At 60.8% G+C, this 21,911-nt stretch carries 21 protein-coding genes; 8 read left to right on the forward strand and 13 right to left on the reverse strand.

The genetic code is table 11. The annotated features are described in order from the left end of the window. The first annotated feature begins 131 nt into the window (after nucleotides 1–131). Nucleotides 132–650: a tetratricopeptide repeat protein gene (locus NZ585_10935; protein ID MCS7080544.1), complete on the forward strand. Its 519-nt coding sequence runs from the start codon at nucleotides 132–134 to the stop codon at nucleotides 648–650. Then, entirely contained in the window at nucleotides 647–1,570 is a 924-nt protein-coding gene (locus NZ585_10940; GenBank protein ID MCS7080545.1) for a flippase-like domain-containing protein, read from the forward strand. Before NZ585_10935 ends, NZ585_10940 begins: the two co-directional genes overlap by 4 nt. A gap of 38 nt (nucleotides 1,571–1,608) precedes the next feature. On the opposite strand, the gene NZ585_10945 is transcribed toward NZ585_10940, so the two are convergent. Beyond that, the gene (locus NZ585_10945) at nucleotides 1,609–1,794 is read right to left on the reverse strand and encodes a hypothetical protein (protein ID MCS7080546.1); all 186 of its coding nucleotides are present in this window, start codon (nucleotides 1,792–1,794) and stop codon (nucleotides 1,609–1,611) included. A 496-nt stretch (nucleotides 1,795–2,290) separates the two neighbouring features. Here NZ585_10945 and NZ585_10950 point away from each other — a divergent pair, with 496 nt between their 5' ends. Next, entirely contained in the window at nucleotides 2,291–4,090 is a 1,800-nt protein-coding gene (locus NZ585_10950; protein MCS7080547.1) for a M14 family metallopeptidase, read from the forward strand. Nucleotides 4,091–4,095: 5 nt separating this feature from the next. Here NZ585_10950 and NZ585_10955 read toward each other — a convergent pair whose 3' ends face one another. The 3 genes from NZ585_10955 to NZ585_10965 all read right to left on the reverse strand — a co-directional run bounded on the left by NZ585_10955 (nucleotide 4,096) and on the right by NZ585_10965 (nucleotide 7,120). Continuing rightward, on the reverse strand, nucleotides 4,096–4,392 hold the full coding sequence (locus NZ585_10955) for a hypothetical protein (GenBank protein MCS7080548.1): 297 nt from the start codon (nucleotides 4,390–4,392) through the stop codon (nucleotides 4,096–4,098). A gap of 218 nt (nucleotides 4,393–4,610) precedes the next feature. Beyond that, entirely contained in the window at nucleotides 4,611–5,486 is an 876-nt protein-coding gene (locus NZ585_10960) for a Uma2 family endonuclease (GenBank protein ID MCS7080549.1), read from the reverse strand. A gap of 593 nt (nucleotides 5,487–6,079) precedes the next feature. After that, nucleotides 6,080–7,120: an aldo/keto reductase gene (locus NZ585_10965; GenBank protein ID MCS7080550.1), complete on the reverse strand. Its 1,041-nt coding sequence runs from the start codon at nucleotides 7,118–7,120 to the stop codon at nucleotides 6,080–6,082. Nucleotides 7,121–7,345: 225 nt separating this feature from the next. Here NZ585_10965 and NZ585_10970 point away from each other — a divergent pair, with 225 nt between their 5' ends. After that, nucleotides 7,346–8,302: a universal stress protein gene (locus tag NZ585_10970; protein MCS7080551.1), complete on the forward strand. Its 957-nt coding sequence runs from the start codon at nucleotides 7,346–7,348 to the stop codon at nucleotides 8,300–8,302. A 9-nt stretch (nucleotides 8,303–8,311) separates the two neighbouring features. On the opposite strand, the gene tsaE is transcribed toward NZ585_10970, so the two are convergent. The 9 genes from tsaE to NZ585_11015 all read right to left on the reverse strand — a co-directional run bounded on the left by tsaE (nucleotide 8,312) and on the right by NZ585_11015 (nucleotide 19,634). After that, nucleotides 8,312–8,812: a tRNA (adenosine(37)-N6)-threonylcarbamoyltransferase complex ATPase subunit type 1 TsaE gene (tsaE, locus tag NZ585_10975; GenBank protein MCS7080552.1), complete on the reverse strand. Its 501-nt coding sequence runs from the start codon at nucleotides 8,810–8,812 to the stop codon at nucleotides 8,312–8,314. Between the two features lie 86 nt (nucleotides 8,813–8,898). Beyond that, the gene (locus tag NZ585_10980) at nucleotides 8,899–11,022 is read right to left on the reverse strand and encodes an OmpA family protein (GenBank protein MCS7080553.1); all 2,124 of its coding nucleotides are present in this window, start codon (nucleotides 11,020–11,022) and stop codon (nucleotides 8,899–8,901) included. Nucleotides 11,023–11,257: 235 nt separating this feature from the next. Further along, nucleotides 11,258–12,538 (reverse strand): Glu/Leu/Phe/Val dehydrogenase, encoded by a 1,281-nt coding sequence (locus NZ585_10985; protein MCS7080554.1) that lies wholly within the window; start codon nucleotides 12,536–12,538, stop codon nucleotides 11,258–11,260. A 35-nt stretch (nucleotides 12,539–12,573) separates the two neighbouring features. After that, nucleotides 12,574–13,416, reverse strand: coding sequence for an ATP-dependent sacrificial sulfur transferase LarE (gene larE, locus NZ585_10990; protein ID MCS7080555.1), 843 nt, complete (start codon nucleotides 13,414–13,416; stop codon nucleotides 12,574–12,576). Between the two features lie 109 nt (nucleotides 13,417–13,525). After that, on the reverse strand, nucleotides 13,526–14,623 hold the full coding sequence (locus NZ585_10995) for a glycosyltransferase (GenBank protein ID MCS7080556.1): 1,098 nt from the start codon (nucleotides 14,621–14,623) through the stop codon (nucleotides 13,526–13,528). Next, on the reverse strand, nucleotides 14,620–15,573 hold the full coding sequence (locus tag NZ585_11000; protein ID MCS7080557.1) for an NAD(P)-dependent oxidoreductase: 954 nt from the start codon (nucleotides 15,571–15,573) through the stop codon (nucleotides 14,620–14,622). Before NZ585_11000 ends, NZ585_10995 begins: the two co-directional genes overlap by 4 nt. Then, the gene (locus NZ585_11005; GenBank protein MCS7080558.1) at nucleotides 15,566–16,015 is read right to left on the reverse strand and encodes a dTDP-4-dehydrorhamnose 3,5-epimerase family protein; all 450 of its coding nucleotides are present in this window, start codon (nucleotides 16,013–16,015) and stop codon (nucleotides 15,566–15,568) included. The genes NZ585_11000 and NZ585_11005 overlap by 8 nt, the downstream gene beginning before the upstream one ends. A gap of 238 nt (nucleotides 16,016–16,253) precedes the next feature. After that, nucleotides 16,254–18,407 carry a type III secretion system export apparatus subunit SctV gene (gene sctV / locus NZ585_11010; protein ID MCS7080559.1) on the reverse strand — a complete coding sequence of 718 codons (2,154 nt, stop codon included), beginning with the start codon at nucleotides 18,405–18,407 and terminating at the stop codon, nucleotides 16,254–16,256. 39 nt (nucleotides 18,408–18,446) lie between these two features. Further along, the gene (locus NZ585_11015) at nucleotides 18,447–19,634 is read right to left on the reverse strand and encodes an FHA domain-containing protein (protein MCS7080560.1); all 1,188 of its coding nucleotides are present in this window, start codon (nucleotides 19,632–19,634) and stop codon (nucleotides 18,447–18,449) included. Between the two features lie 354 nt (nucleotides 19,635–19,988). On the opposite strand from NZ585_11015, the gene NZ585_11020 reads away from it, so the two are divergent. The 4 genes from NZ585_11020 to NZ585_11035 are packed head-to-tail and all read left to right on the forward strand — an operon-like array spanning nucleotide 19,989 to nucleotide 21,902. Beyond that, the gene (locus tag NZ585_11020; protein ID MCS7080561.1) at nucleotides 19,989–20,447 is read left to right on the forward strand and encodes a tetratricopeptide repeat protein; all 459 of its coding nucleotides are present in this window, start codon (nucleotides 19,989–19,991) and stop codon (nucleotides 20,445–20,447) included. 43 nt (nucleotides 20,448–20,490) lie between these two features. Further along, nucleotides 20,491–20,709, forward strand: coding sequence for a hypothetical protein (locus NZ585_11025; GenBank protein ID MCS7080562.1), 219 nt, complete (start codon nucleotides 20,491–20,493; stop codon nucleotides 20,707–20,709). A 46-nt stretch (nucleotides 20,710–20,755) separates the two neighbouring features. Beyond that, the gene (locus tag NZ585_11030) at nucleotides 20,756–21,454 is read left to right on the forward strand and encodes a hypothetical protein (GenBank protein MCS7080563.1); all 699 of its coding nucleotides are present in this window, start codon (nucleotides 20,756–20,758) and stop codon (nucleotides 21,452–21,454) included. A 37-nt stretch (nucleotides 21,455–21,491) separates the two neighbouring features. Then, entirely contained in the window at nucleotides 21,492–21,902 is a 411-nt protein-coding gene (locus NZ585_11035; protein ID MCS7080564.1) for a hypothetical protein, read from the forward strand. Nucleotides 21,903–21,911: the final 9 nt, after the last annotated feature.

The raw sequence follows: 21,911 nt of genomic DNA on the forward strand, positions 1-21,911 counted from the left end.
TTTTTCTCAGAGCGAGGCCGAAAAGTAAAGCCACGCCGTGTACCGACAAGGCTTTCCAGCTTGCGGTCACGGACTTCCATCGGTAGCGTTTGACAAACGGATGCCTTCTGCTTGCGCGTGGACCCCAGCTCATGCTCACCAAGCAGGATCACGAATGGTTACAGGGCGGTTTGTCGCTTGCCGCCGCCACTGGTTGGACGCCGGAAGAAGTTCGGCTGGTGACTGACTTGGGCTACAACTTGGCCGAGCAGGGGCGTCACGCAGAAGCTATTACGATTTTTGAAGGTCTGGCGGCGCTTGCGCCGGCGACTTTGTATTTTCAATCGGCGCTGGGTGCGCTCAAACTGCGCATCAAGGACTACGCCGGGGCGCTGCCGCATCTGAATCGCGTGCTGGCGGCGACCCCGGACGACGCTGTGGCGCTGGTCAATCGTGGTGAAACACTGCTGCACTTGGGTGACTTGTCGAGCGCCCGCGCCGACTTGCAGCGGGCGGTGGCGTTGGTTCCCGACGCCGACCCGCCGCCGTACATTACGCGCGCCAAGGCGCTGTTGCTGGCGCTGGAACGAGGCTGGCAGCCGCTGGCGCGCGGGTTGCCTGACCCAGGTCGGCCCGAGAGTCGTCAGCTTGGCGACGGCTTCCAGTTGTGACAACGACGCGCAGACGTTCCCTTCGGCCATGGTGGACAGCCGCCAAATGGTTGGCCCTACTCGTATTGCTGGCGCTGGCGGCGCACGCCGGCCATCTTCGTGCAGTCATCGCCGCCCTTGGCCGCGCTGACCGAAGCTGGATTGCAGCAGCGTTTGGGCTGGGCGCGGTCATGCTGGTTCTCCGGACGGCCAAGTGGCGGTGGTTGTTGGTACGGGTTCACCCGCAAACATCGTGGCTGACGGCGGCACGGTCGCTACTGGGAGGGATGGCGCTGGGACTTGTTACACCCGGTCGCGTTGGCGAGGTTGGACGCGCCGCTTTCTTACCGCCGGGCGTACGTCTGACGGCGGCTGGGTTGTTCATCATTGACCGCGCCGCCGACCTTGCGGCGCTTGGCGCAGCCGCCTGTTTGGGGACGCTGGGGGTTGCGCCCACCACTTGGCGCTGGCCGCTGGCGTTGGCAGGCGTAGGTTGTGTTGGGATGGTCTTTGTGTTGCCGGTTGTGTTGTCGGCTGTCTTGGCGGCGCGGCGTCTTCCAGGTCGGCTGCGGGAAAAGCTTTGTCCGGCGGCGACGGCGTTGGCGCAGCTGCGCCGGCGGGACATCGCCGCCAACATCGCTGCCGGTCTAGCATTGACGGCGTTGGATATCGTCTCGCTTTACGCGCTGGCGCGGGCATTCGAGCCGGTGCGCTTCGCTGTCGTCGCGTTTGCATTCCCTTGGATTGTGCTGACGAATCTCGTCCCCGTTACCCCGGCCGGCGTCGGCGTTCGTGAAGGCGCAGCGGCGGGCATTCTCCAAGCTTACGGTGTCGCTCTCCCAACCGCCGTCAATGCGGCGCTATTGCTGTTTGCGATCAATACGCTGGCGCCGGCGCTGGTCGGGCTGGTCTGGATTGGTAAACGCTCCAGCGCAGCGTGATACGCGGTATGCGCAATTGCAGACGGAGGCAAGCGCTTTTACACCCCAAAGTGAAAGTCGTGTGCCGCCAACGCCTCGGCAATCGGCCAGAGTCTGGCATAGCGGCGTGCGTCGCCAGTCAAACGGCGTGGCTTTGAGGCCGCAGGCACGATGGTTTCCACCACCAGCGCCTCCGCCTGTTCCCATAACAACCGCTCCCCTGCGCTGCAATATCCTGGCGGCACGTTGTGGTTGTGCCGCCAGCCCAAGAATTTATCGCTTGCCAACGTACATTGGCAGCGACAGAGCGGATGGCGTCGCTGCGAACGTCGGCGTTGCGCGCTCGCCTAAAACCTCGGCGACGAGCTTGCCCTGCGGGTCGCGCCGAATTTCTTCGTGGTTTTTTCTTCCGGCGAGTCGTTGCGCTAATAGGTGATTGTGCTCGGCGCGAGGCTGGGTTGCTGCGAATCAGAAATCTCACTCACCCCCACAAGCGCAAAATCGCTGTCATCCACACCAAGCAGGGCTGAACAATTTCGACGACAAGCCGCTTGCGTTTGCCGCCGCAACCGGCGACGATGGCGTATCTTGTCCAATCCCCCTGACCGACCCCAACCAATGGATTTCCCGACACGAGCCGCCAGGTTGCCGTGGCGCGGCCTCTTTCCAATCCTGTGGTTTGGCTTGACGCTGCTCGCTCACGGTCAAGCGCCGAATCCCGACGCCGAAGCCTCCGCGCCTATGCCCATCAAACTCGAACCTATGCCGCCCCGGTCGGGCTATGAGCCGCCCGCCGCCGCTGCCGCGCGTTCACTGACCGACAGCACCACTGCCGCGCCAAAAGCTTTTCTGACGCGCTGCGAGAAGACCGACTACGTTGAAACCGGCGACTACGCTGAGACGGTCGCGCTTTGGAAGAAAATGGCCGCTGCCTCGCCTTTCGCCGAGTTGCTTCCCATCGGCGACACGGCGCAGGGGCGGACGCTCTACGTACTGGTCGCCTCCAAAGACAAAGCCTTTACGCCACACCGCGCCGCCAAAACCCGAAAGCCCGTGGTGTTTATCCAAAACGGCATTCATCCGGGCGAAATTTCGGGCAAGGACGCGACCTCGATGCTCCTGCGCGACATTCTCATCACGAAGCGCCACGCCGCGCTGCTTGACTCGGTGATCATTCTGGCGATGCCGGTTTTCAACGCCGACGGTCACGAAAACACCAGCCCTTGGCATCGCGTCAACCAGAACGGCCCGCGCGAGATGGGCTTTCGCGCGACGGCGACGCGCCTCAACCTCAACCGCGACTACATGAAGGCTGATGCGCCCGAAATGCGCGCTTGGCTGCGGTTTTTCACCACCTGGAAGCCCGACTTCTTCATAGACAACCACGTGACGGACGGCATGGATCACCAGTACGACGTAACGCTTGACATGCCGACCGAGCAGAACACGTGGCCGACAATCGGCGCGTGGACGAAGGAGACGTTTCTGCCGAAGCTCTATGCGCGCTTGGAAGCTGACGGGCACGTGGTCGGCCCGTACGCCGAGCCGCGCGATCCGGCCGACTGGTCAAAGGGCTTTGATGTCGGCGTGATTGAGCCGCGTTACTCAACCGGCTACGTAGCGTTGTGGCATCGCCCGGCGCTGCTGGTGGAGACGCACAGCCTCAAGTCGTACCGGACGCAAGTGTGGGCGCACTACGACCTCATGACGCATACGCTGGCGCTGGTCGGCGCGGAGGGCGCGCATTTGCGCGAGATGATTCGCGCCGCCGAAGCGGGCATGGCGGAACTCGCCGCCGCCGCCAAGCCGCTGTTTCTCGCCGGAACGCACGGCGACGCCGGGACGACCTTCACGTACAAGGGCGTCGCTTGGCGTGAGGAAACCAGCCTTGTCACCGGGCGTCCCGTCCGCGCGTACGAAAGCCGGCTCGTGGACATCCCGACCAAGCTTTTCACCAAGCTCAAAACGACGGCGGCACCGACCGTCCCGGCAGGCTACCTCATTCCAGCGGAATGGACGGCGGTAGTGGACGTGCTCGCCGCGCATGGCGTCGAGATGAAGCGGTTAAAAAAGGTCACCACTGTGGATTGTGAAACCTATTGTCTGCGCGATCCTAAGTGGGCGACGCGCCCGTTCGAGGGCCGCGTGATGCTGACCAGTTTCACCATCCAGCGCGCCCGGACGACGAAAACCTTTCCTGCTGGGACGGTCTACGTGCCGATGACGCAACCGGCGGCGCGCGTCGCGTTCAACTGGCTGGAGCCTGAAGGGCCGGATTCGGCCGTCCGGTGGGGCTTGTTCAACACGATTTTCGAGCAGAAGGAGTACGCGGCGGATTACGTTTTTGAGCCGATTGCGCGCGAAATGCTTAAGCGGAATCCAAAACTGCGCGCCGAGTTCGAGCGCAAGCTGGCGGAGGACGCCGATTTCGCGGCCAGTCCGCGGGCGCGCTTTCAGTTCCTCTACGAGCGGTCGCCCTACTACGAAACCGACAAAGACGCTTACCCGGTCGTCAGGGTTTTCGAGCCGCCGCTGCGGTGAGCTTTTCACTTTCCTGTGCCCGCGCACAGTCGTGGGTGCTCTGAACCGGCGGTTGGGGCGGCGCGTGACGCCGGTCGAGGAGCAAGCGCGCGATCCGGCGCTGGAGCAGTAGGGGTTGAGTTGGTGGTGGGAACAACGGCGGACGCCGCCCAACGCGCCTTCGTGTGGTTGCCGGAGTGGTGGGTAATGGAGCGAAGTTCGGCGCGGATGGCGTGCTTGCGGCAGTTGGCGCGTGTGTCAAGCGTTACTGGATTTTGGGTAGCCGGCACATTGTCATGTTGGTGATCCGATGCTGCGGGCATGGGTGAAAATAGCGGTTCAGCGGGGCAAGGTGCATAACACGCGCTGGATGCCGCTCACGAATCGGGTCGGCCCCGTCACCATGAAAGGTGTTCACCGAGAGCAAGAGAACAACCACCGCCAAATCTTGTTCGTGCGCCACGGGCTTGCCACGCCGCCGGATTACTTGGATAGGTTCTGACTGACCCCACCCACACAAGTCTGTACAAGGATGCTTTTATCACTCCGGCGGCAGTCCCAACTGGGCGCGCAGGCGGGCGAGTTCTTCCAGCAGGGTCTCTTTCGCTTGTCGCTCCGCTGCAGCGCGAGCCTCGGCCTCTTGCGCGCGGGCTTCGGCTTCGAGCTTGGCCTGCCGTTCCGCTTCAGCACGGGCTTCGGCTTCGAATTTGGCCTGCCGTTCCGCTTCAGCACGCGCCTCCGCTTCCTTCAACCGCGCCTCCGCCGCCTCCTTCGCCGCCTGCTCCGCCAACAACCGCTCCAACTCCGCCCGCTGCAAATCCTCCGCAAACACCCCCGCCAACACCTCGCTCACCGGCAACCGACACCCACCCAGCGCCTCCAACTCCACGACCTCGCCCTCGATATATGTCCGCTCCTCCAAGTACCGCCCCGTCGCCACATCCGGTTGCCCGTACCCCACTATGCACCGCCGCCGCCGATCCACCACCACGTACACTTCCACCCCGCGCCGCGCATACGCCTCCCGCTTCTTCCCATAGTCGTCCCGCCAGTTCTCACTCGCCACCTCCACCACTAACACCACCGACACACCTACCCGCAGCACCCCGGCTTCCTCCTCATCCGCCCCCAGCGCCGCATCCTCCCGCCGACACACCACCAAGTCCGGAATCAGCGCCATATACTCGTCAATCTGCACCCCCAACAGCGTCACCACGTACGGCAGCCTCTTCTCGCTGATGGCGCGCGTCAGGTAGGCCGCCAAGGCCAACACGATGAGTTGGTGGGCTTTGTTCGGTTGGGGCATCTCGACGGGGACACCTTCGATGAGTTCATAGCGCACATCGGGTTCGCCGTAGTCTAAGAACTCCTCGAAGGTCATCAAGCGGGGCGGGGTGGCGGTCAACGGGGTGGACATCGCTTGTGTACCTCCAAGGTCTGCGCGTGGTCTGCATGTGTGGGCGGCATCGCCCGTTTGGGGCGTGAGAAACATACCACGGACACGGTGGGTTGGTCGCTTCGGTGCCGGTTGTCTCAGCTTGGGAGAACTGAAAACATTTGGCGCGCTAGTACGAAGCGCCAGCGCGCGGCTGAGCGCCCTGTTCGAGGAACGGCAGTCCGGCGGCCAAGGCGTGGGACGGCCGGGCGCGTCAAGTTCACTTGACGGCCCCTTCGCAGTATGCGCCTTGCGCGCTCCTTGAAAAGCTGTCGCCTCGGCCGTGTGCCTCGACGTTAGGACAACGCCACCCTACACAGCAGAAAAGCCAAGCTATTCTCTGCCCACCATAGGCGAGGATGCGCTGTGTTGTCCTGTGTTGTCCACTGCGCGGGTTTGAAGGCTGTCACTGCCGCCGACTGCCAAGCCAGCGTTTGGCATAGAAGACAGCGCTAATCCCCACTGCATTGTCTTGGCAGTGACTAACCCGCTGTTTGCGTGTGGCGGCGTTCACACTCTCCAGCCGTTGACGCGGTTCACGAAGCAGCATTACGCCGCCTAAGGCTGAAGATGTTTCATGACCGGTTGCGGACTCGATGATTGTCTATCTTCTCAAGCGCTCCGCCGAAGGCAAACTGTCGTACAGTTTCTCCCTGAAGAAACCGATGTGGAAAGCCCAACTCAATGTCGCTCGCCTGCGTCAACTGCGCTAGGTGTTCATCGCTCAACGTAAAGTCGAGACAGCCAAGGTTGTCTTTGAGTTGCGGCAGTGTCCGCGCACCGATGATCGGAATGATGGTTTGTGGGCGCTGACGCAGCCAGTTGATAGCGACCTGTGCTGGGGAACGTCCAATCTCTTCGGCAATACTCATCACTAGTTGGGCCAGTTCACGGTCGCGGTCTTTGGTGGTTTTGAGGCGTCCGGGCGGCGGGTCGCCTTCCTTGAGCGTGTTGTACTTACCGGTCAGCACACCCCCTCCCAACGGACTCCATGCCGTCACCCCAATGTCGAAGTGCGCGGCCATCGGCAATAGTTCGCGCTCCGGCGTCCGTTCCCGCAGCGAGTATTCAATCTGCAAACCAACAAATGGCGTCCAGCCGCGCAGCGTCGCCAGCGTGTTGGCTGACGCCACAATCCAGGCCGGCGTGTCGGAAATCCCCGCGTAGAGAATCTTCCCCTGCCGGACAAGGTCGTCAAACCCGCGCATGATTTCCTCAATCGGCGTCGTGAAATCCCACACATGAAGCCAGAGCAGGTCAATGTAGTCGGTTTGCAGGCGGCGCAGGCTGGCTTCAACCGCCTGCATCATATTTTTACGGTGGTTGCCGGAGGCGTTGACTTCTCCACAGCCGCTGGTATCGAGGCTGTACTTGGTGGCGATCACCCAGTGGTCGCGTTCGCCTTGGATGAACTCGCCAATAAAAGTTTCACTTTCGCCTTTGGTGTAAAAGTTGGCGGTGTCAATGAAGTTTCCCCCCGCCTCGGCGTAGGCGTCAAACATAGCGCGGCTTTCCGCCTTGGAAGCGCCAGTTCCCCACGCTTCACCGAAGGTCATCGCGCCCAAGCAAAGCTCAGAAACCCGCAGTCCGCTTGCGCCAAGCAGTTTGTAACGCATCATTCGGATCTTCCTCTGTTCAAGCGTTGGTAAGCCGCCGCTGGTGGCTCGGACGGCGGCGCTTGGCTTCATAGACGAAACCGGCGACGCTGGAAATCCGCTCTCACTGAAAAAAAACCAGACAAACGGCCGTCACGTTGTAGATTCATGAGAGAAACCTGTCCCCCGGTGGGCTGACTCGTGAGACCGACCCGGAGCGGACAACCACCCAGAAGGAGACGATTTATGCCTGCCGATTATGTCGTTCGCAAGGTTTTGGTTGCTACAGATGGGTCGCCAGCGAGTTTCGCAGCGATTTCCGACCTCATTCACGCCGGACTCCCCCCGGAGGGCGAGGCGGTAGTTCTCTCGGTCGCCGACCGCGTTCCCCTGTTCCCGCCTCGAACGCCCGAAGAAATGCTTTACCTTGAAGACGCACGGCTGGCCGTCCCACGCCACTGGGCGCGAAGTGCGGCCGACATTCTGCGGCGTCGGTTCCCGCACTGGACGGTGCGCGAGGAAACCCGCGCCGGTGCGCCGGCTCGCGAAATTCTCAAATTCGCCAATGAATGGTCGCCGGATTTGATTGTCCTTGGCTCGCACGGGCGCTCGACGCTCGGACGGCTGTTTTTCGGCAGTGTCTCGCGCAAGGTCATGTTGGAAGCGCGAACCTCGGTGCGGATCGGCCGACGACTGGAGCGGCCGGAGGGAACCCCGCTGCGGTTGCTGGTCGGGGTGGATGAAACGCCAGCGTCAGAGGTGGTGATTGCCGCCCTTGCTGCGCGGCATTTTTCGCCGGATACACAAGTCAAAGTCGTAACGGCCACCGGCGTCTTCGAGTACTTTAGCAGCGACATTCTCGGCAGCAGCGTCGCCGTTGTTCCGTCGGACACAATTGACGAACTACGCCGCGCCGCCGCTGATGCGGCGACAGCCGTTCAGGAGAAACTATTGGCGGCTTATCCGGATTTGAAGGTTGAGGTCTCACGGGAAGTCATCGAGGGCGATCCAAAGAGTGTTTTGCTTGACATCGCCGAGAAGTGGCCGGCTGACGCAATTTTGCTTGGTACGCGCGATTTGTCCGGTCCAGAGCGTTTCTTTATCGGGAGCGTATCGTCGGCGATTGTGGCGCATGCACCGTGTACGGTGGAGATTGTGCGCCGCCGTGCGGCTGAAGCGCCGACCGAACAGCCGGCCAGCTAGAGCAACTCCTCAAACCAAACTACCCTGACATAGGCTGGTTAGGTCAGTCGAGCGGCGGATTGTGACCCGCCGCCTACCCTCGTCAACTTCCTCTATCCGCACCTGCCAAACGAGATGCGGCGTGCCGACAAGAGCTTCAAGCTCATCACCGAGGCGTTCTGGCCACTCGATAGCGACCACGCCGGGTTGCCCTAGTAAGTCTTCCAAGCCAATTGCCTCTGCAATTGGCGCGCCGGCCGGCAAGCGGTACAAGTCTACGTGCCACAGCGTCCCTCCCTGAAACGGATGGGCGTGGACAAGAGCAAAGGTTGGACTTGTGACCTCTTCGGGAACAATACCCAATGCCGCCGCCAGCCCTTTGATAAAGCATGTTTTGCCGGCTCCTAACTCGCCCTGAAGGAGAACAATACGCGCCGGCGCGGCGACATCCGGCTTGAGTTCATGTCCCAACGCCCGCCCAAGGGCGAGCGTTTCCTCCGAGCTGTGACTGAGGTAGGTTTGCTCGGTCATTGAGATCAACGTAAGGTCAACATAAGAAAAAGGGGCGGCCCCTCACGGAGCCACCCCACGTCGTCGTTTGACGCACTAAGCGCTGGCTACTCAGGCCGTTGCGCGCCTTCCGGAACAACCGTCACCACCACGCGGCGGTTGTTGCCGCCTGGCGCTTGGGCTGCCCGCTGATCGTCGAAGATGCGCAGTTCGATTCGGTTCGGATCTACGCCTTTACCGACGAGGTAAGCCCGGACATTGTCTGCACGCTTCCGCGCCGTACCGCGTTTTTCACCCCGGTCGGCGTGGCCGTCAATGATGACCTGCGCAGTTGGGTCACTCTGCAGCCGCGTCACAACTTGGTCAAGCAACGCCTTGCACTGGTTGTCTACGCGAGCCACGTTACGGCGGAACGGCGGATTCGCCAGCGTACCGTCGCAAGCGACCGTGTAGGACTGCGGCGGCGGCGGCGGCGACAGAATTTCAATCGCCGTTGAAGCTTCACCTGTACACTTACCGTCGTCCACCGTCACAGTGACGACTACCCGACCGGCTGACAGCCCTGTCGTGTTAAGCGTCACGTTCGCGCCGCTACCCTCAATCCGGCCGGCGGTCGTCGTCCAGCGGTAGGTCAGCGGATCATCGTCGGCATCACGCCCAACCGCCGAGAGACTGATCGGCGCATCCGAACCCTCTTTGATCTGCGTCGGCGAAGCCGTCACCGTCACCGTCGGGCAAGTGTTTTTCTCAATGGTCAACTCAACAGAAGCCGTCGCCGTCGCACAGCAGAGGTCGGACACCGTCACCGTAACGGTCGCCACGCCGGCCCGGTCAGTCGGTGGGACGTAGGTGACGTTCGGCCCCGTGCCTTCAATGCGGCCGACGCTAGCTGTCCAGTTGTAGGTCAGGTTGGTGTCGGAAGGATCGGGATCGCTTGCCACAGCCGTCAGCCGCGCTCGCTCGGTGGTCTTGAGCTTTGTCCGGTCGGAGGAAAGCGTAACCGTCGGCGGGCGGTTGTTAGTACACGGGTCGGGCGCTTCCACCGTCTGGACGCGCCGCCGGTAGCCGATGACTGCGTTGACCACAAAACCATTGACATCGCCGCGATTTGAACCGCGTTCCGTGTTTGCATTGTTGAGCAGACGGCGGTAGCCGCCGCCAAAGCTAAAATGAACCGCCTTATCGTTGCCGGTTGGCGTAAACCGCGCGCCCACCGTCAAATCCAAGGGATTGACCGGGTTGAGATTAGGCGTGCCGCTGCCGTAATAAACGTTCGAGGTCAGCTCCCCAATTGCTTGGAAGTATTTGTTTACGGCTACGTCCACGGCCGCTGAAGCAATCAGGATGTTCCGGCGGTCGAGATAGCGGATGTTGCCCGCCTCCGGGTCGCCAGCTTTTGCAGCGCCGATATTGCCGGTGAAGGTGAAGCGTCCAGCGCGTACAGCTGGAACGAGGATCACGCCGTAATCCACCGCGCCGGGGCCGCTGCCGCGCACAACACCGTTGCCCGTACCACGGAAGATGCCATTGGCGAATGCAGTCGGAATGTTGACAAAACCGACAATCGCCAAGCCAAACGGACTTTCAGAGTTGGTAAAGCGGAACTTTGCGCCCAAGGTCGTGTTCCCGCTGGTGTATTCGCTGCTCGCCAGAAATGGAAAATCATTCAGGTAGCCCGGCAACCGACCCACCAGACGCTGGTTTGCGCCCGTACCAACAATGCGCGTCCCGCTCTGGACGAGACCCGGCAGGACGCCGCCGACGGCCGCGCCCGCGTTGGAAATGTTTGTCGTGCTGGGACCAATCAGGCCGACAAACGGCGCCCCAGCGGAACTGCCCGGACCCAGCGGCACGGGTCCAGCCTGGACGCCGGGAAAGCGCACGTTCGGCAGGAAGAAGCCACTAAGCTCAAGTCGCTGGTCGGCGACCAGTTGCTGCCGAAAAACGGAGGCGGCGAAGAACTCCAGCCGGTCGGTCAGGCCAACAGCCCCACTCACAATTTGCTGGCTGATGTCCACGTTGCCCGGCTCACGATCAAAGTTATTGTAATAAGCCGCGATATTGAACTCGCCTCGCTTGAGCGTCGAGGCGTCATAGACCGTAAACAAGCCCGTTCCGCCGGTGACAGTTGGGTTGAGCGGGCGGTCTTGCTCGCGCGCTGATTGCGCCAGACCCGTCGCGCTGCCCAAAAACACGCAGGCAAATAGCGCAAGCCAAGTACGGTGTTTCATTCTTTGTTCCCTCCTGGTCGCGTGACCAGTTGATATTGTTCCTACCTTGTCGCATCCGCACGATGACAAAAAAGCGAACCAATACTTCCATACAAAACCCTTTCCAAGTTGGCTCGCTCCGTGCAACAACACGTTTGATGACAAAACTTGCGAGAGGCTATCACAGAGAGATTCCAGAAACCAAGCCTCTCTACAGCCCGCCCTTAAGACCGACGAACTGAAACGCTCATTTGACTTAGGCGTAGATGCCGCGCATTTTGGTTTCGTACGCCACGCGGTCAATGGCCAACATGTAAGCCGCCGTCCGCATGTTGACCTTGTGCTTCTCGGCGTAGCTCAACACATCGTTGAAGCTCGAAACCATCGTGTCCTGTAGGCGCTCGTTGACGAAGTCTTCTTTCCAGAAGAAGCCCATGCGGTTTTGTACCCACTCAAAATAGGAAACCGTCACACCGCCAGCGTTGGCCAGAATGTCCGGGATGACGAAAACGCCTTTGCGTTCGAGTACTTCGTCCGCCGCCGCCGTCGTTGGGCCATTGGCGCCTTCACACAGAATGCGGCATTTAATGCGCTCGACGTTCTGGGTCGTAATTTGATTTTCTGTCGCCGCCGGTATCAGTACTTCACAGTCGAGTTCGAGCAGTTCGGCGTTGGTGATGAGTTCACCGCCGCCAAAGCCTTCAAAGGTTTTGTGCTTGCGTAGGTGCGCCAGCGCCGCCGGGATGTCGAGGCCGTTGGGGTTATAGAGGCCGTGCCGAATTTCCGAAATGCCGATGACCTTGAAACCGGCTTCGTGCAGCAAGGTGGCCCCAATGCCTCCAACATTACCCGCGCCTTGGACGACGACGCGCGTTTCCTGAGGCTTGAGACCGAACTTCTTACACGCCTCCTGCGTGACGAAAAGCAGCCCGCGACCAGTCGCCTCCCGTCGCCCCCGCGAGCCGCCGAGTTCAACTGGTTTGCCGGTGACAACCGCGTTGACCGTATGCCGGGCATGCATGGAGTAGGTGTCCATGACCCACGCCATAATCTGTTCGTTGGTGTTCATGTCAGGCGCAGGTACGTCGCGTTCCGGACCGATGATGTCCAGAATCTCTGAGGTATAGCGCCGGGTGAGCCGCTCCAGCTCGGTTAGCGACATCTTTTGCGGGTCGCACACAATGCCGCCCTTGCCGCCGCCGTACGGAATGTTGACCACGGCGCACTTCCACGTCATCCATGCCGCCAGTGCGCGTATTTCATCCAGCGTTACATCAGGCGCGTAACGAATGCCGCCTTTGGCCGGGCCACGGGCAAAGTTGTGTTGCACCCGGTAGCCGACAAAGACCTCATAGTGGCCGTCATCCATCAGGGTTGGGATGTAAACGGTCATTTCGCGCGTCGGATGGCGCAGAATGCGGTAAATGTTCGGGTCTAAGTCGAGCAGCTTCGCCGCGTTGTCAAAACGCGACATCATAGACTCAAATGGGTTGTCCTCTTTGAAACTGCGGGCGTCATCAACGAAGGCGTTGGGCATGGCTGATTCCTCACGAAAGATGGCGTCGGGATGGTTCACAGATCGGACCGCTCGGCTTCCGTGCCGTTGAGTGAGCCGCTGCGGAAGCCCTCAAGGTCCAAGGTAATGAAGGTAAACCCAAGCGGTTTGAGCGCCGCAACAAGGCGCGCAGCCATAGCTGGGTCAAGTGCGCGCGGCAGTTCCTCCGGTGCAATCTCAATGCGCGCTAACCGGTCATGATGACGCAGACGAACTTCACGGAACCCCAGCGCGCGCAGCGCCTCTTCGCCCCGTTCAATCGTTGTCAGCTTGCCAATGGTCACTGGCTGTCCGTAGGGAATACGCGACGCCAGACACGGCGACGCTGGCTTGTCGGCGGTCGGCAGTCCCCAGTACCGCGACCGCTCCCGAATATCGGCCTTGGTGAAGCCAAACCGCGCTAGTGGACTGGCGACGCCCGCTTCGGCGGCGGCGCGGCGGCCGGGACGCACATCCTTCAGATCATCGGCGTTGGTTCCGTCGCATATGACGGTTGCGCCATACTGCGTCGCCAAGGCGCACAACCGTGTGAAGAGTTCCTGTTTGCAGAAATAGCACCGGTCGGGCGGATTGGCGGCGTAGGCGGGATTGTCAAGTTCGTGCGTGTCCAGAAAGACATGACGCAACCTATAGCGCGTCACAAACTGCGTTACGGCAGATTGCTCGGTAGCTGCGAGACTTGGACTTCGCCCAGTCACAGTTAGCGCGCGCTCGCCAAGCTCTTGTCCGGCGACAAAGGCCAGATAACTACTGTCCACACCGCCCGAAAATGCGATCAGCACGGAGCGCGCCTCACGCAGCCAGGCGCGCAAAGCGTTTTCCTTGTCGGCGGCTGTGGTTGAAAGCGGCAGAGATGACAAATTGGGGTCCACGAAAAGCCCGGCCTCATTGGTTGAGGATGCGTCAAGCGTGCGAAATCATACGCCCGCCTCTGATTGGCGTTCAAGCCTTGGTCTGTCCGCTGTTCGGCTAGAGCCAGCGCGCCAGCAGGCTTGTCAAGCGCCGAGCGCCGACGCGCACGTCACCCCGCGCCGCCGACGCGCGCGCATGCGCCCGCATCACCTGTACGACTTCTGGCTGGTCAAGACACAAAGCCAACGCTCGGTGAATGTCCGCCGGGCGCGGCTCGACCAGCAACCCGTTGACGCCGGCCTCGACATAGTAGCGCGCCGCCTCGACGCCGCGCGTTGTAATGACCGGCATCCCCGAACCCAACGCTTCGGGAATGACCAGCCCCCAACCGGCGTGGAAGCTTGGCAGCACAAGGACGTCGGAGGCCGCAAACGGCCGCAGTCGCTCGTTCCACGTCGCAAATTCCCGATCAAAACTGATGGCCTGCGCCAGCGCCGGCGAGCGCGCCATTGCCCGCCGAATCCAATGCTCTTCTGCGCCCGTACCGGAGACGCACCAGTGAAAGCGGCCCGGGTGCGTCCGGGCCAGTTTTTCAAACGCCGCCGCAAGACCGCGGATGCCGTGCTGCGCCGCCAGCCGGCCGGAAAATAGGAAGTGCAGTTTCTCCCGCTTTGGGCGGTCGGGAATCGCCAGCACCGGACGCAAATCCTGATAGTACGGGAAAAACATCACCGCCTCTGGTTCGCGCAGCAGTCGCTGATAGAACCGTACGGCGCGGTCGCCGACCGCCAGTACAAACGCCGGCGGCATCCGTCGCCAGAGCGCCAGGTAGTAGGCCGTCCGCGCCAGATGCTTGAGCCGGCCGTCGCGCATTGGCTGCTCGGCGAAGACGCCGAACACAGCGCCGAACGCCCGGCACAGGTTGAAGGTCGTTTCGTAAACCCGCCCCCGCCCATAGCCGCAAATGACCACCCGAGGCTGATGCGCGGCGAACAGCTCGCGCAAGAATGCTTCGACCGACACCGCCTCCGTCCGCCGGTGTGTATCGGGCCGGTTAGCGGCTGTATCCCAGTGTGCGCCGTGGTTGGCGAACTGCGTGGTTTCTACGTAAGCGGCGTGGAATTCGACCTCGTCCAGCTCGTTCACCGCCGCCGTCAGTTCGGTCATAAACGGCGAGACATAGCTGGTGACGAACAGGACAACCGGCCGGCTCATAGGCTCTGGGTGAAACGGGCAAGCGTTGCGGCGATTTCGGCGTCAAAGGCTGCGTCGGTCGGTGGTCGCCAGCCGAGCGCCCACAGGCGGGTGGTTTCCACCTCAAAGGGCCGGCGGAAAGCGTCGGCGCGGTCGCCGACAGTGAGCGTCACCTCCCAACCAAACTGTTGACGTGCAACCCGTTGAATGCGCCGGGCCAAGTCGAGCAGCGACATGGCGCATCCCATCGCCAAGTGACACCGTAGCGGCGGTTGCGCCGCCGCCAGTAGCCTTTCTAGCGCATCCAAGGCGGAAGCCATTGGCAGAAAATCCCGATAAGCTAAGCCGTCGGTCAGCAACGTTAGCGCGCGCCGCTCGACGACCTGCCGGCAGAGGTCGAGGAAAACAAGCCGCCACTGTGGTCCCAAGTCTAAATGCGTCGGCGGGCCGATGAGGTTAGTTGGGCGGATAATAACAATCTCCGACAAACCTGCCGCAGCCAGCCGACGCTCGCAGGCGGCGTGGACAACACCGTATGGGTGCGTCGGCGTTGGCGTGTCGTCTTCGCCGTACCGCGGGCGCGGCGCATTGGCCGCCGGGTCACCGTAGACGTGAAAGGTTGAGAAGTGGATGAGCCGCCGCGCTTTTTCGGCAGCGAGCAATGCGAGCGCCGCCTCAACCGTGGCCAGCGCCTGTCGCTCGGCGACTTCCGGTTGCGCGGCGGCTTCCGCTGCGCTCGGCGTCGCCAGATTGAACACAGCTTCGTAGCGCGACTCGTCGGGTAGCTTGTCGACGGCGGCGTCGTAGGCTACCCACTGTAAGCGGTTGCGGTTGGTCGCCAACCAGCGGTCGCGTTCCGGCGAGCGGCGGCGGCCGGTGACGATGACCGTGCCGTGCCGGGCAAGGTGTTCGGCCAACCGCGCGCCGACGTAACCCGTTCCGCCGATGACAAGGAAAAGCCGCTTAGCCATGCCGGATGTCCCAGTTGTAGGGAATGCGGTCAGTGAAGGGATCCAGGCGCTCAATTTCGGCTGGGTCATGCGGCAGCGTCGCACAGTTGGCGACAATCGCAGTTTCCGTCCCAACGCCCTTAAAGCCGTTCCAAACTAGCGGCGGTACAGTGACCAGGGCGTAGTTGCCGTCGCCGATGAAGAGTTCCATGAGTTCGCCGCGTGTGGGCGACCCATCGCGGTCGTCGTACAGGACAAGTTTGATGCGACCAACAATGACGGCGTAGTTGAGCGTCATCGCCTTGTGGATGTGCCACGCCTTGATGGCGCCGGGATAAACGCAGGAGAAGTAAATTTCGCCGAACCGCTCGAAGTGGGGGTCGTCGGCGCGCAACATATGCATGATCTTGCCGCGTTCGTCGGGAATTTGCCGTAGCGGCCGCACGGCGACGCCTTCAATCATCAGGCTTCTCGCTTGCAGAAGGATTCAAGCAAACTGCCCCGGCATCTGCCGCCGCGAGGGTTTATCTCGGCTGCGGAAGCCACCGAGGACATTTGTCGGTTGCGCATCATACCGTTGCTTGGCGTTTCAAAACCACCACGCTGGGGCGTCCAGTAGGAGCTTGAAGGGTGGCTTTGAGAGAGAGGCGCAAACATGTGAGCGGCTCACCAACGCCGCCGCAGGGACAGCAAGGCAACACTTACGCCGCCAAACGGCTGCCGCCCTGCGGTAGGGCAATCCGTCCGATGGGTTGGATGGTGAGGTCCGGCGAGAGTTCTTGGTAGGACAACACGGAAACATTCGGAAACTCGACTTCGACCAGTTTCCGCACGAAGCGCCGAATGTCCATATCCGTTACAATGACCGGTTTTTGCGCCGTCGGCGGCAACGCACCGACTTCCTCGCGCAGCGCCGCCAGAATGTCATTGCTGATGGTCGGGTCAAGCGCCAGAAATGCAGCCGTCGAGGTGCGTCGGATCGAACCCCGGATGATGTCTTCAATTTCCGGATCTAGCAGGTAAACAAACAGCGTCCCTTTGCCGCCCGAAGCCCGGAACGAAATGACCCGCTTTAGCGACGCCCGGACGTATTCCGTCAACTGCGCCGGGTCCTTCTCGATGCGCCCCCATTCCGCCAGGGCGTCCAGTATGGATTTCACATCCCGAATCGAGACGCCCTCTTGGACAAGCCGCTGTAACACGTCCGTGAACAGGTGCAGTGAGACGATCTTGGGGACGACTTCCTCGACCAGTTTTGGTGCTCCGCGTCCGACAAAATCCAGCAGCGCCTGCGCTTCCTGAATACCGATATATTCGTGCGCGTGCCGGCGCAGAATGTGCGAAACGTGCAGTAGCAGAAAATCGCTCGGCTCCCAAATCTTCAGACCGGCGGCCATCGCCAGCATGCGGTAGTCTTCCGGCACCCACGCGCCGGGACGCAAATCCGCCGGATTGCGAACCTCCTCGCCCTCAATGCCGAAGACTTTGATGTTTTCAACGGAGTCGTTGACGTAGAAGTGAAACGGCTTGATGACGCCTTGCGCAACTGGGATTTCTTTGACGGCAAAGATGTAGTGGAACGGTTCGAGGGGCGCGTTGCCAGTGACGTAAATCTGCGGCATCAGTACGCCTGTGTCGTAATACATTGAGTTGCGCAGCGCCGTCAGGCCCTCCCGGAATTTCGCCCCGGCTGGGAACTGCGGGTCAATGTAGGGCGCTAGGTCGGCGCTGGCGACAAGCGCCATCGGAACGGTGTAAGACGGCTGGACTTCATCGCTTTCAGCCGCCGCTGGACTTGCCGTTGCGGTACCGTCGGCGGCCTTTGCCGCCAACATTTGCTGTCGCTTCCGGAGGCTCAGCGCCACAGGCGCAGCGACAGCCGCGACAATCAGCACCGGCACGGCAACGCTGCTGCCGGCCAAAACAGCAAGTACTGCCAGCGAGCCCAACAGGCCGGAAACCACTAGCAACGGTTTGGGATTCGCCAGCATCTGGGCGCTCATGTCCGAGCCGACATTGCTGCTTGCGTCGGCGTCGTCGCCGGCGACGCGCGTCACTACCAAACCGGCTGAGATGGCGATGAAGATGGAGGCAAAGATGGCCCCCAAACCGTCGCCAATTGTGAGAATCAGGTATTTTTTCGCCGCCGCCGCCGGAGACAACCCCTTGTACAACACACCCACTGCAATACCGGCGACGATATTGACGACGGCGATGATGATCGTGGCGATGGAGTCGCCCTTGACGAATTTCATCGCTCCGTCCATCGCGCCGTACAGGCGGGACTCCTTGGCCAAGTCGGAGCGGAGCTTCTTGGCGACATCCATCGTGATGAGGCCTGACCGCATATCGGCGTCAATGGCCATTTGCTTGCCTGGTAGAGCGTCGAGGGTAAACCGGGCGGCGACTTCCGCAACGCGCTCCGCGCCTTTCGCCACGACCAGAAACTGCACTACCAGCAGGATGATGAACATCACGAAGCCGACGACTAGATTGCCCTGCGCTGTGATCTCACCCAACGCCTTGATCACATCGCCTGCGTCGCCTTTGGTGAGGATGCTACGCGTACACGAAATGCTCAGCGCCAGCCGAAACAGCGTCGTCAGCAACAAGATGGTCGGGTAGGTCGAAAGTTGCAGCGGACTTGAAATGTAAAGCGACACCATCATCACGGCGAGCGAAATGGTGATGTTGACCACAATGAGCACCGAGATGATGAAGGTCGGTACCGGCACGATGATCGTCCCGATGAGAACGAGCATGCCAGCGGCGATCAGGAGGTCGCTGTTTTTTGATAGGGCGGCAGCGAAGTCAATCCCGCTAAGGTTCTTTACGCTTTCCGTCAGCGAGGCCATAAGCGTCTGCGGCTACCTAATAGAGCGGTTTTAGACAGGTCAAAGGTTTTCCAAAAGCACGTAGACAACTAGCGCGCCGAGCAACGTTCCCACAGCCATCACTAGCAGTTCAAGACCGGTGAAATACCCAAGGTAATAGACTGTCTCGGAGCCGCCCGGCGCAGGCTGAGATGTAGCGTCCGCCGCTTGCTCTGGTGTTGCGGAGCGGAGGTCCGCTTCCGTTAGGGCAGGCATCTCCACAACCTGGCGAAGCGGCGTCTCAACCTCCGACGCCACAGCCGGCGATGTGGAAGCTTTGGAGGTGGATTGGTGTTGAGCCTCGTCTGTCGGTTCGACCGCCGGCGGCGGGGCGGCGGCTACCGCCTTATTGAGGATAGCGAGCGTCGGCGGCGTCCGAAACACCAACGTAGGCAGGGGACGGTCCAACGGACGGGAAAGTGGCGAAGCGAAGCGGATGCGGTCGCCGTCGGCGAGGACGCGCGGCGTCGTCACCGGTTCGTCATTCACAGTGAGCCGATGTTCAGCGGTGACGGGGTGCAGCGTCACCTGGTCGCCGACCTTGCGCACAAGGGCGCAGTAAGTCGCCAACTCCTGCTGGTTCATCGTGATGCGCAGCCCAGAGGCTTCCCAGCCAAGAGAGGTTTCTGCATCGCCGGTCGGCAAGAGCAACAACACGTTCGATTGATAGCCGCCCTCGATGACGAAGCGGAATCTATCTTCCGGCGTCACAAGCGCGTCCAAAATCTGGGCAAAGCTAGCGTTTTCAGGGATTTCCAGCGACTTTCGTTGGCCTGGAGACCGAAACGCCGCCGGGAAAACGGCGTCGAGGTCAAACCTTAGGCCGCTGGTAAAGAGTTCGCGCGTCGCCGCCTGCAATAGGCTGGTCGCTCGAGGGTCATCTAACCGCGCCGCCGGCGAGTTGCCATCCAGCACCGTCACGACATAGTCGCCGATGTGGATGCGGTCGCCGAAGGTAATAGCTCGCCGGTCGCCGATGCGCACCGGTAAGCCATTTAGACGAGTGCCGTCGCCGTGATTTGCCATGGCGACGTGGCCATTCTCCTCGAAGAGCACCACATGTTCGGCTGCAATGCCTGAGCCAGTTAGCCGCAGGGTCGCTTGAGGGCTGCTTCCAATACTGATGATGGTCGTGCGCCAAGTGTCCTCCAACAAAGGTTTGGCGGCCGGCGGGGCGCCGACCTCGCGCACGATCAGTTTGACTTCCATCCAACTTACTCCTCCGGTTTGGAACCAGCACAGCGGCGACCCTGTTTAGCGAGTATTTCTTGAGAGGCCATGACGCAGTTTACCGCTTGCCTTCCCAACCGACGTTCGGCCATGCTAGGGAGCACATGTAAACTTTACGTTAGGTCACGGCCAATGTTACGCTGCTGTAACCCGCTTGTGCATCATGCAGCGTCAAGCGTCGCTCAAGACGCAGTTCGGAAAATTTTTCAACTTTTCCTCCGACTTGGACGCAACACTGCAACGCGCCTTCCGATAACAAGGGTGCAAGCGGGAAACGCTTCGTCGTTGCATCCGAAATAGATGATTCACGAACGAGCTACAGGAGACACCCCGATGAGCGCCAACGAAAACCAGACGCCGCGTCAGCAGCTTGGCATCACCGATGAGGACTTCCAGCGTATGGGTGAAATCGGCGCGATGTACTATGAGCAGGGTGACCTCAAGCGCGCCCGAATCATCTTTGAAGGGTTGGTTGAGGTTGACCCCACCAGCGCAGCAGCGCATGCGGCGCTAGGCGCGCTATACACCCGAACGCAGGAAGACGAGTTGGCGCTTGCCAGTCTGGAGAAAGCCATTGCGCTTGATCCGCAAATGATTGCCCCCTACGTCAACCGCGCGGAAGTTTTTCTGCGGATGGAGCGTTACGAAGAGGCGATCGCCGATTTGCAACGCGCCATTGATCTTGACCCGAATGAGCAAGATCCCGGCGCCAATCGGGCGCGGGCGATTGCTCTGGGTATCCACCAAATCGTACAGGAAGCCGCTGAACAAGGCGGCGGCAACGTCCAGTAACTGCCTTACTATTCTCATTCTACAGAAAGGAACTCGAACCGCCATGTCTGTTGGTCAGCCGATTGCAATTCCACCCGCTCCGCCACGTCCTGGTCAGAATGCTACTCCGGAAGAGCGTCTCGCCTACCAAGAAGCCATGCAAAACCGCCACTTTGCGATTCAGATGGAACTGAATCGTATTACGCAGGAAGGCGCTATGAAGTCAAATCTTCAGAAAGCCGCCCATGACGCCCTTATGGCGATGATCAATAACTTGCGCTAGTGGATAGGCCTGGATTTTCCAGGCCTAACTTACGAGGAGACCTGTTATGCCGATTGGAAAGATTTTTAGAGGCATTGCCCGCATTGCCACGCCGCTGCTGAGTACGATTGCTGGCGCTAACCCGTTGCTGAGGATAGCAACTTCGTTCCTGCAGAGCGGCATCCAGCGTGCATTAGGGGCGTTGGTGCAACGCATCAGCAGTTCATTCATCAACGGTGGCAACCTCAATATTGCCAAGAATCCCCCCCTTGGCCCGTTTGGGCGCGCCACCGATTTTCTTGACCGCACCGCCCAAACGCTGAGCAACTTCGCCCAGCGGTTACAGCAGATCAGCCAGCGGTTGCAAAACATCTCGTCGGCGCTAACGAAGTTCAATGAAGCCCTCAAGACATTGATAGAGGCCGTCACTGGGCGTTCCTCGATGGAGGACAAGGTCAGGCAGGCGCAAGTTTCGTCGCCTTCGACAGGGCAACCGGCCGCTACGGGACCTCCGGCTTCCTCGTCGCCCACAACGGCGGTCGCGCCGCGTGCAAACAGCAACCCATACGGCATCCCGCCGATGCCAGAAAGACCTGGCCCCAATGCGACGCCTGAAGAGCGGCTGCGCTATCAGGAGCTAATGCAGGAGCGCAACTTCGCCATCCAGATGGCCTTGAACAGCATCCAGCAGGAAGGCGTGATGAAGGCGAACCTGCAGAAGGTGATGAACGACGCCACAATGCAGATTCTCAACACCCTGCGCTAACACAACTCATACCTAGCACATTCGGAGGTATCCCACCATGCCACTCCCACTCGTTGCCGGTCTTGCCAAAATCGCCCTTCCGATGCTCAAGGGCGTTGCGATGAACGCCGTCAAGGGCCTTGCCGTGTCGCTAATCAGCGAGGGCATTAGAGGCGCTCTGACAAACCTTGTGCAGCGCATTGGTACGTCGTTGCTCAACGGTAATAACACCAACATCGCTAAGAACCCGCCGCTTGGGCCCTTTGGCCGTACAACGGACTTCCTTGGCCGCACCGCCGATTTCTTGGGTAACTTTGCTCAGCGGCTGCAGAGCATCGCGGATCGGTTGCAGCGAATCTCTTCCGCCTTGACGAAGTTTAATGAAGCTCTCAAGACCTTGATGGATGCTGTGGCGGGCCGCGACGTGGTCGCTGACAAAATTCGCCAAGCCAATATCGCTAGCTGCTAAGTTCCGCTT

Origin of the sequence: Chloracidobacterium sp., from assembly GCA_025057975.1 — a bacterium.
In the GTDB taxonomy this organism is placed as follows: Bacteria; Acidobacteriota; Blastocatellia; order Chloracidobacteriales; family Chloracidobacteriaceae; genus Chloracidobacterium.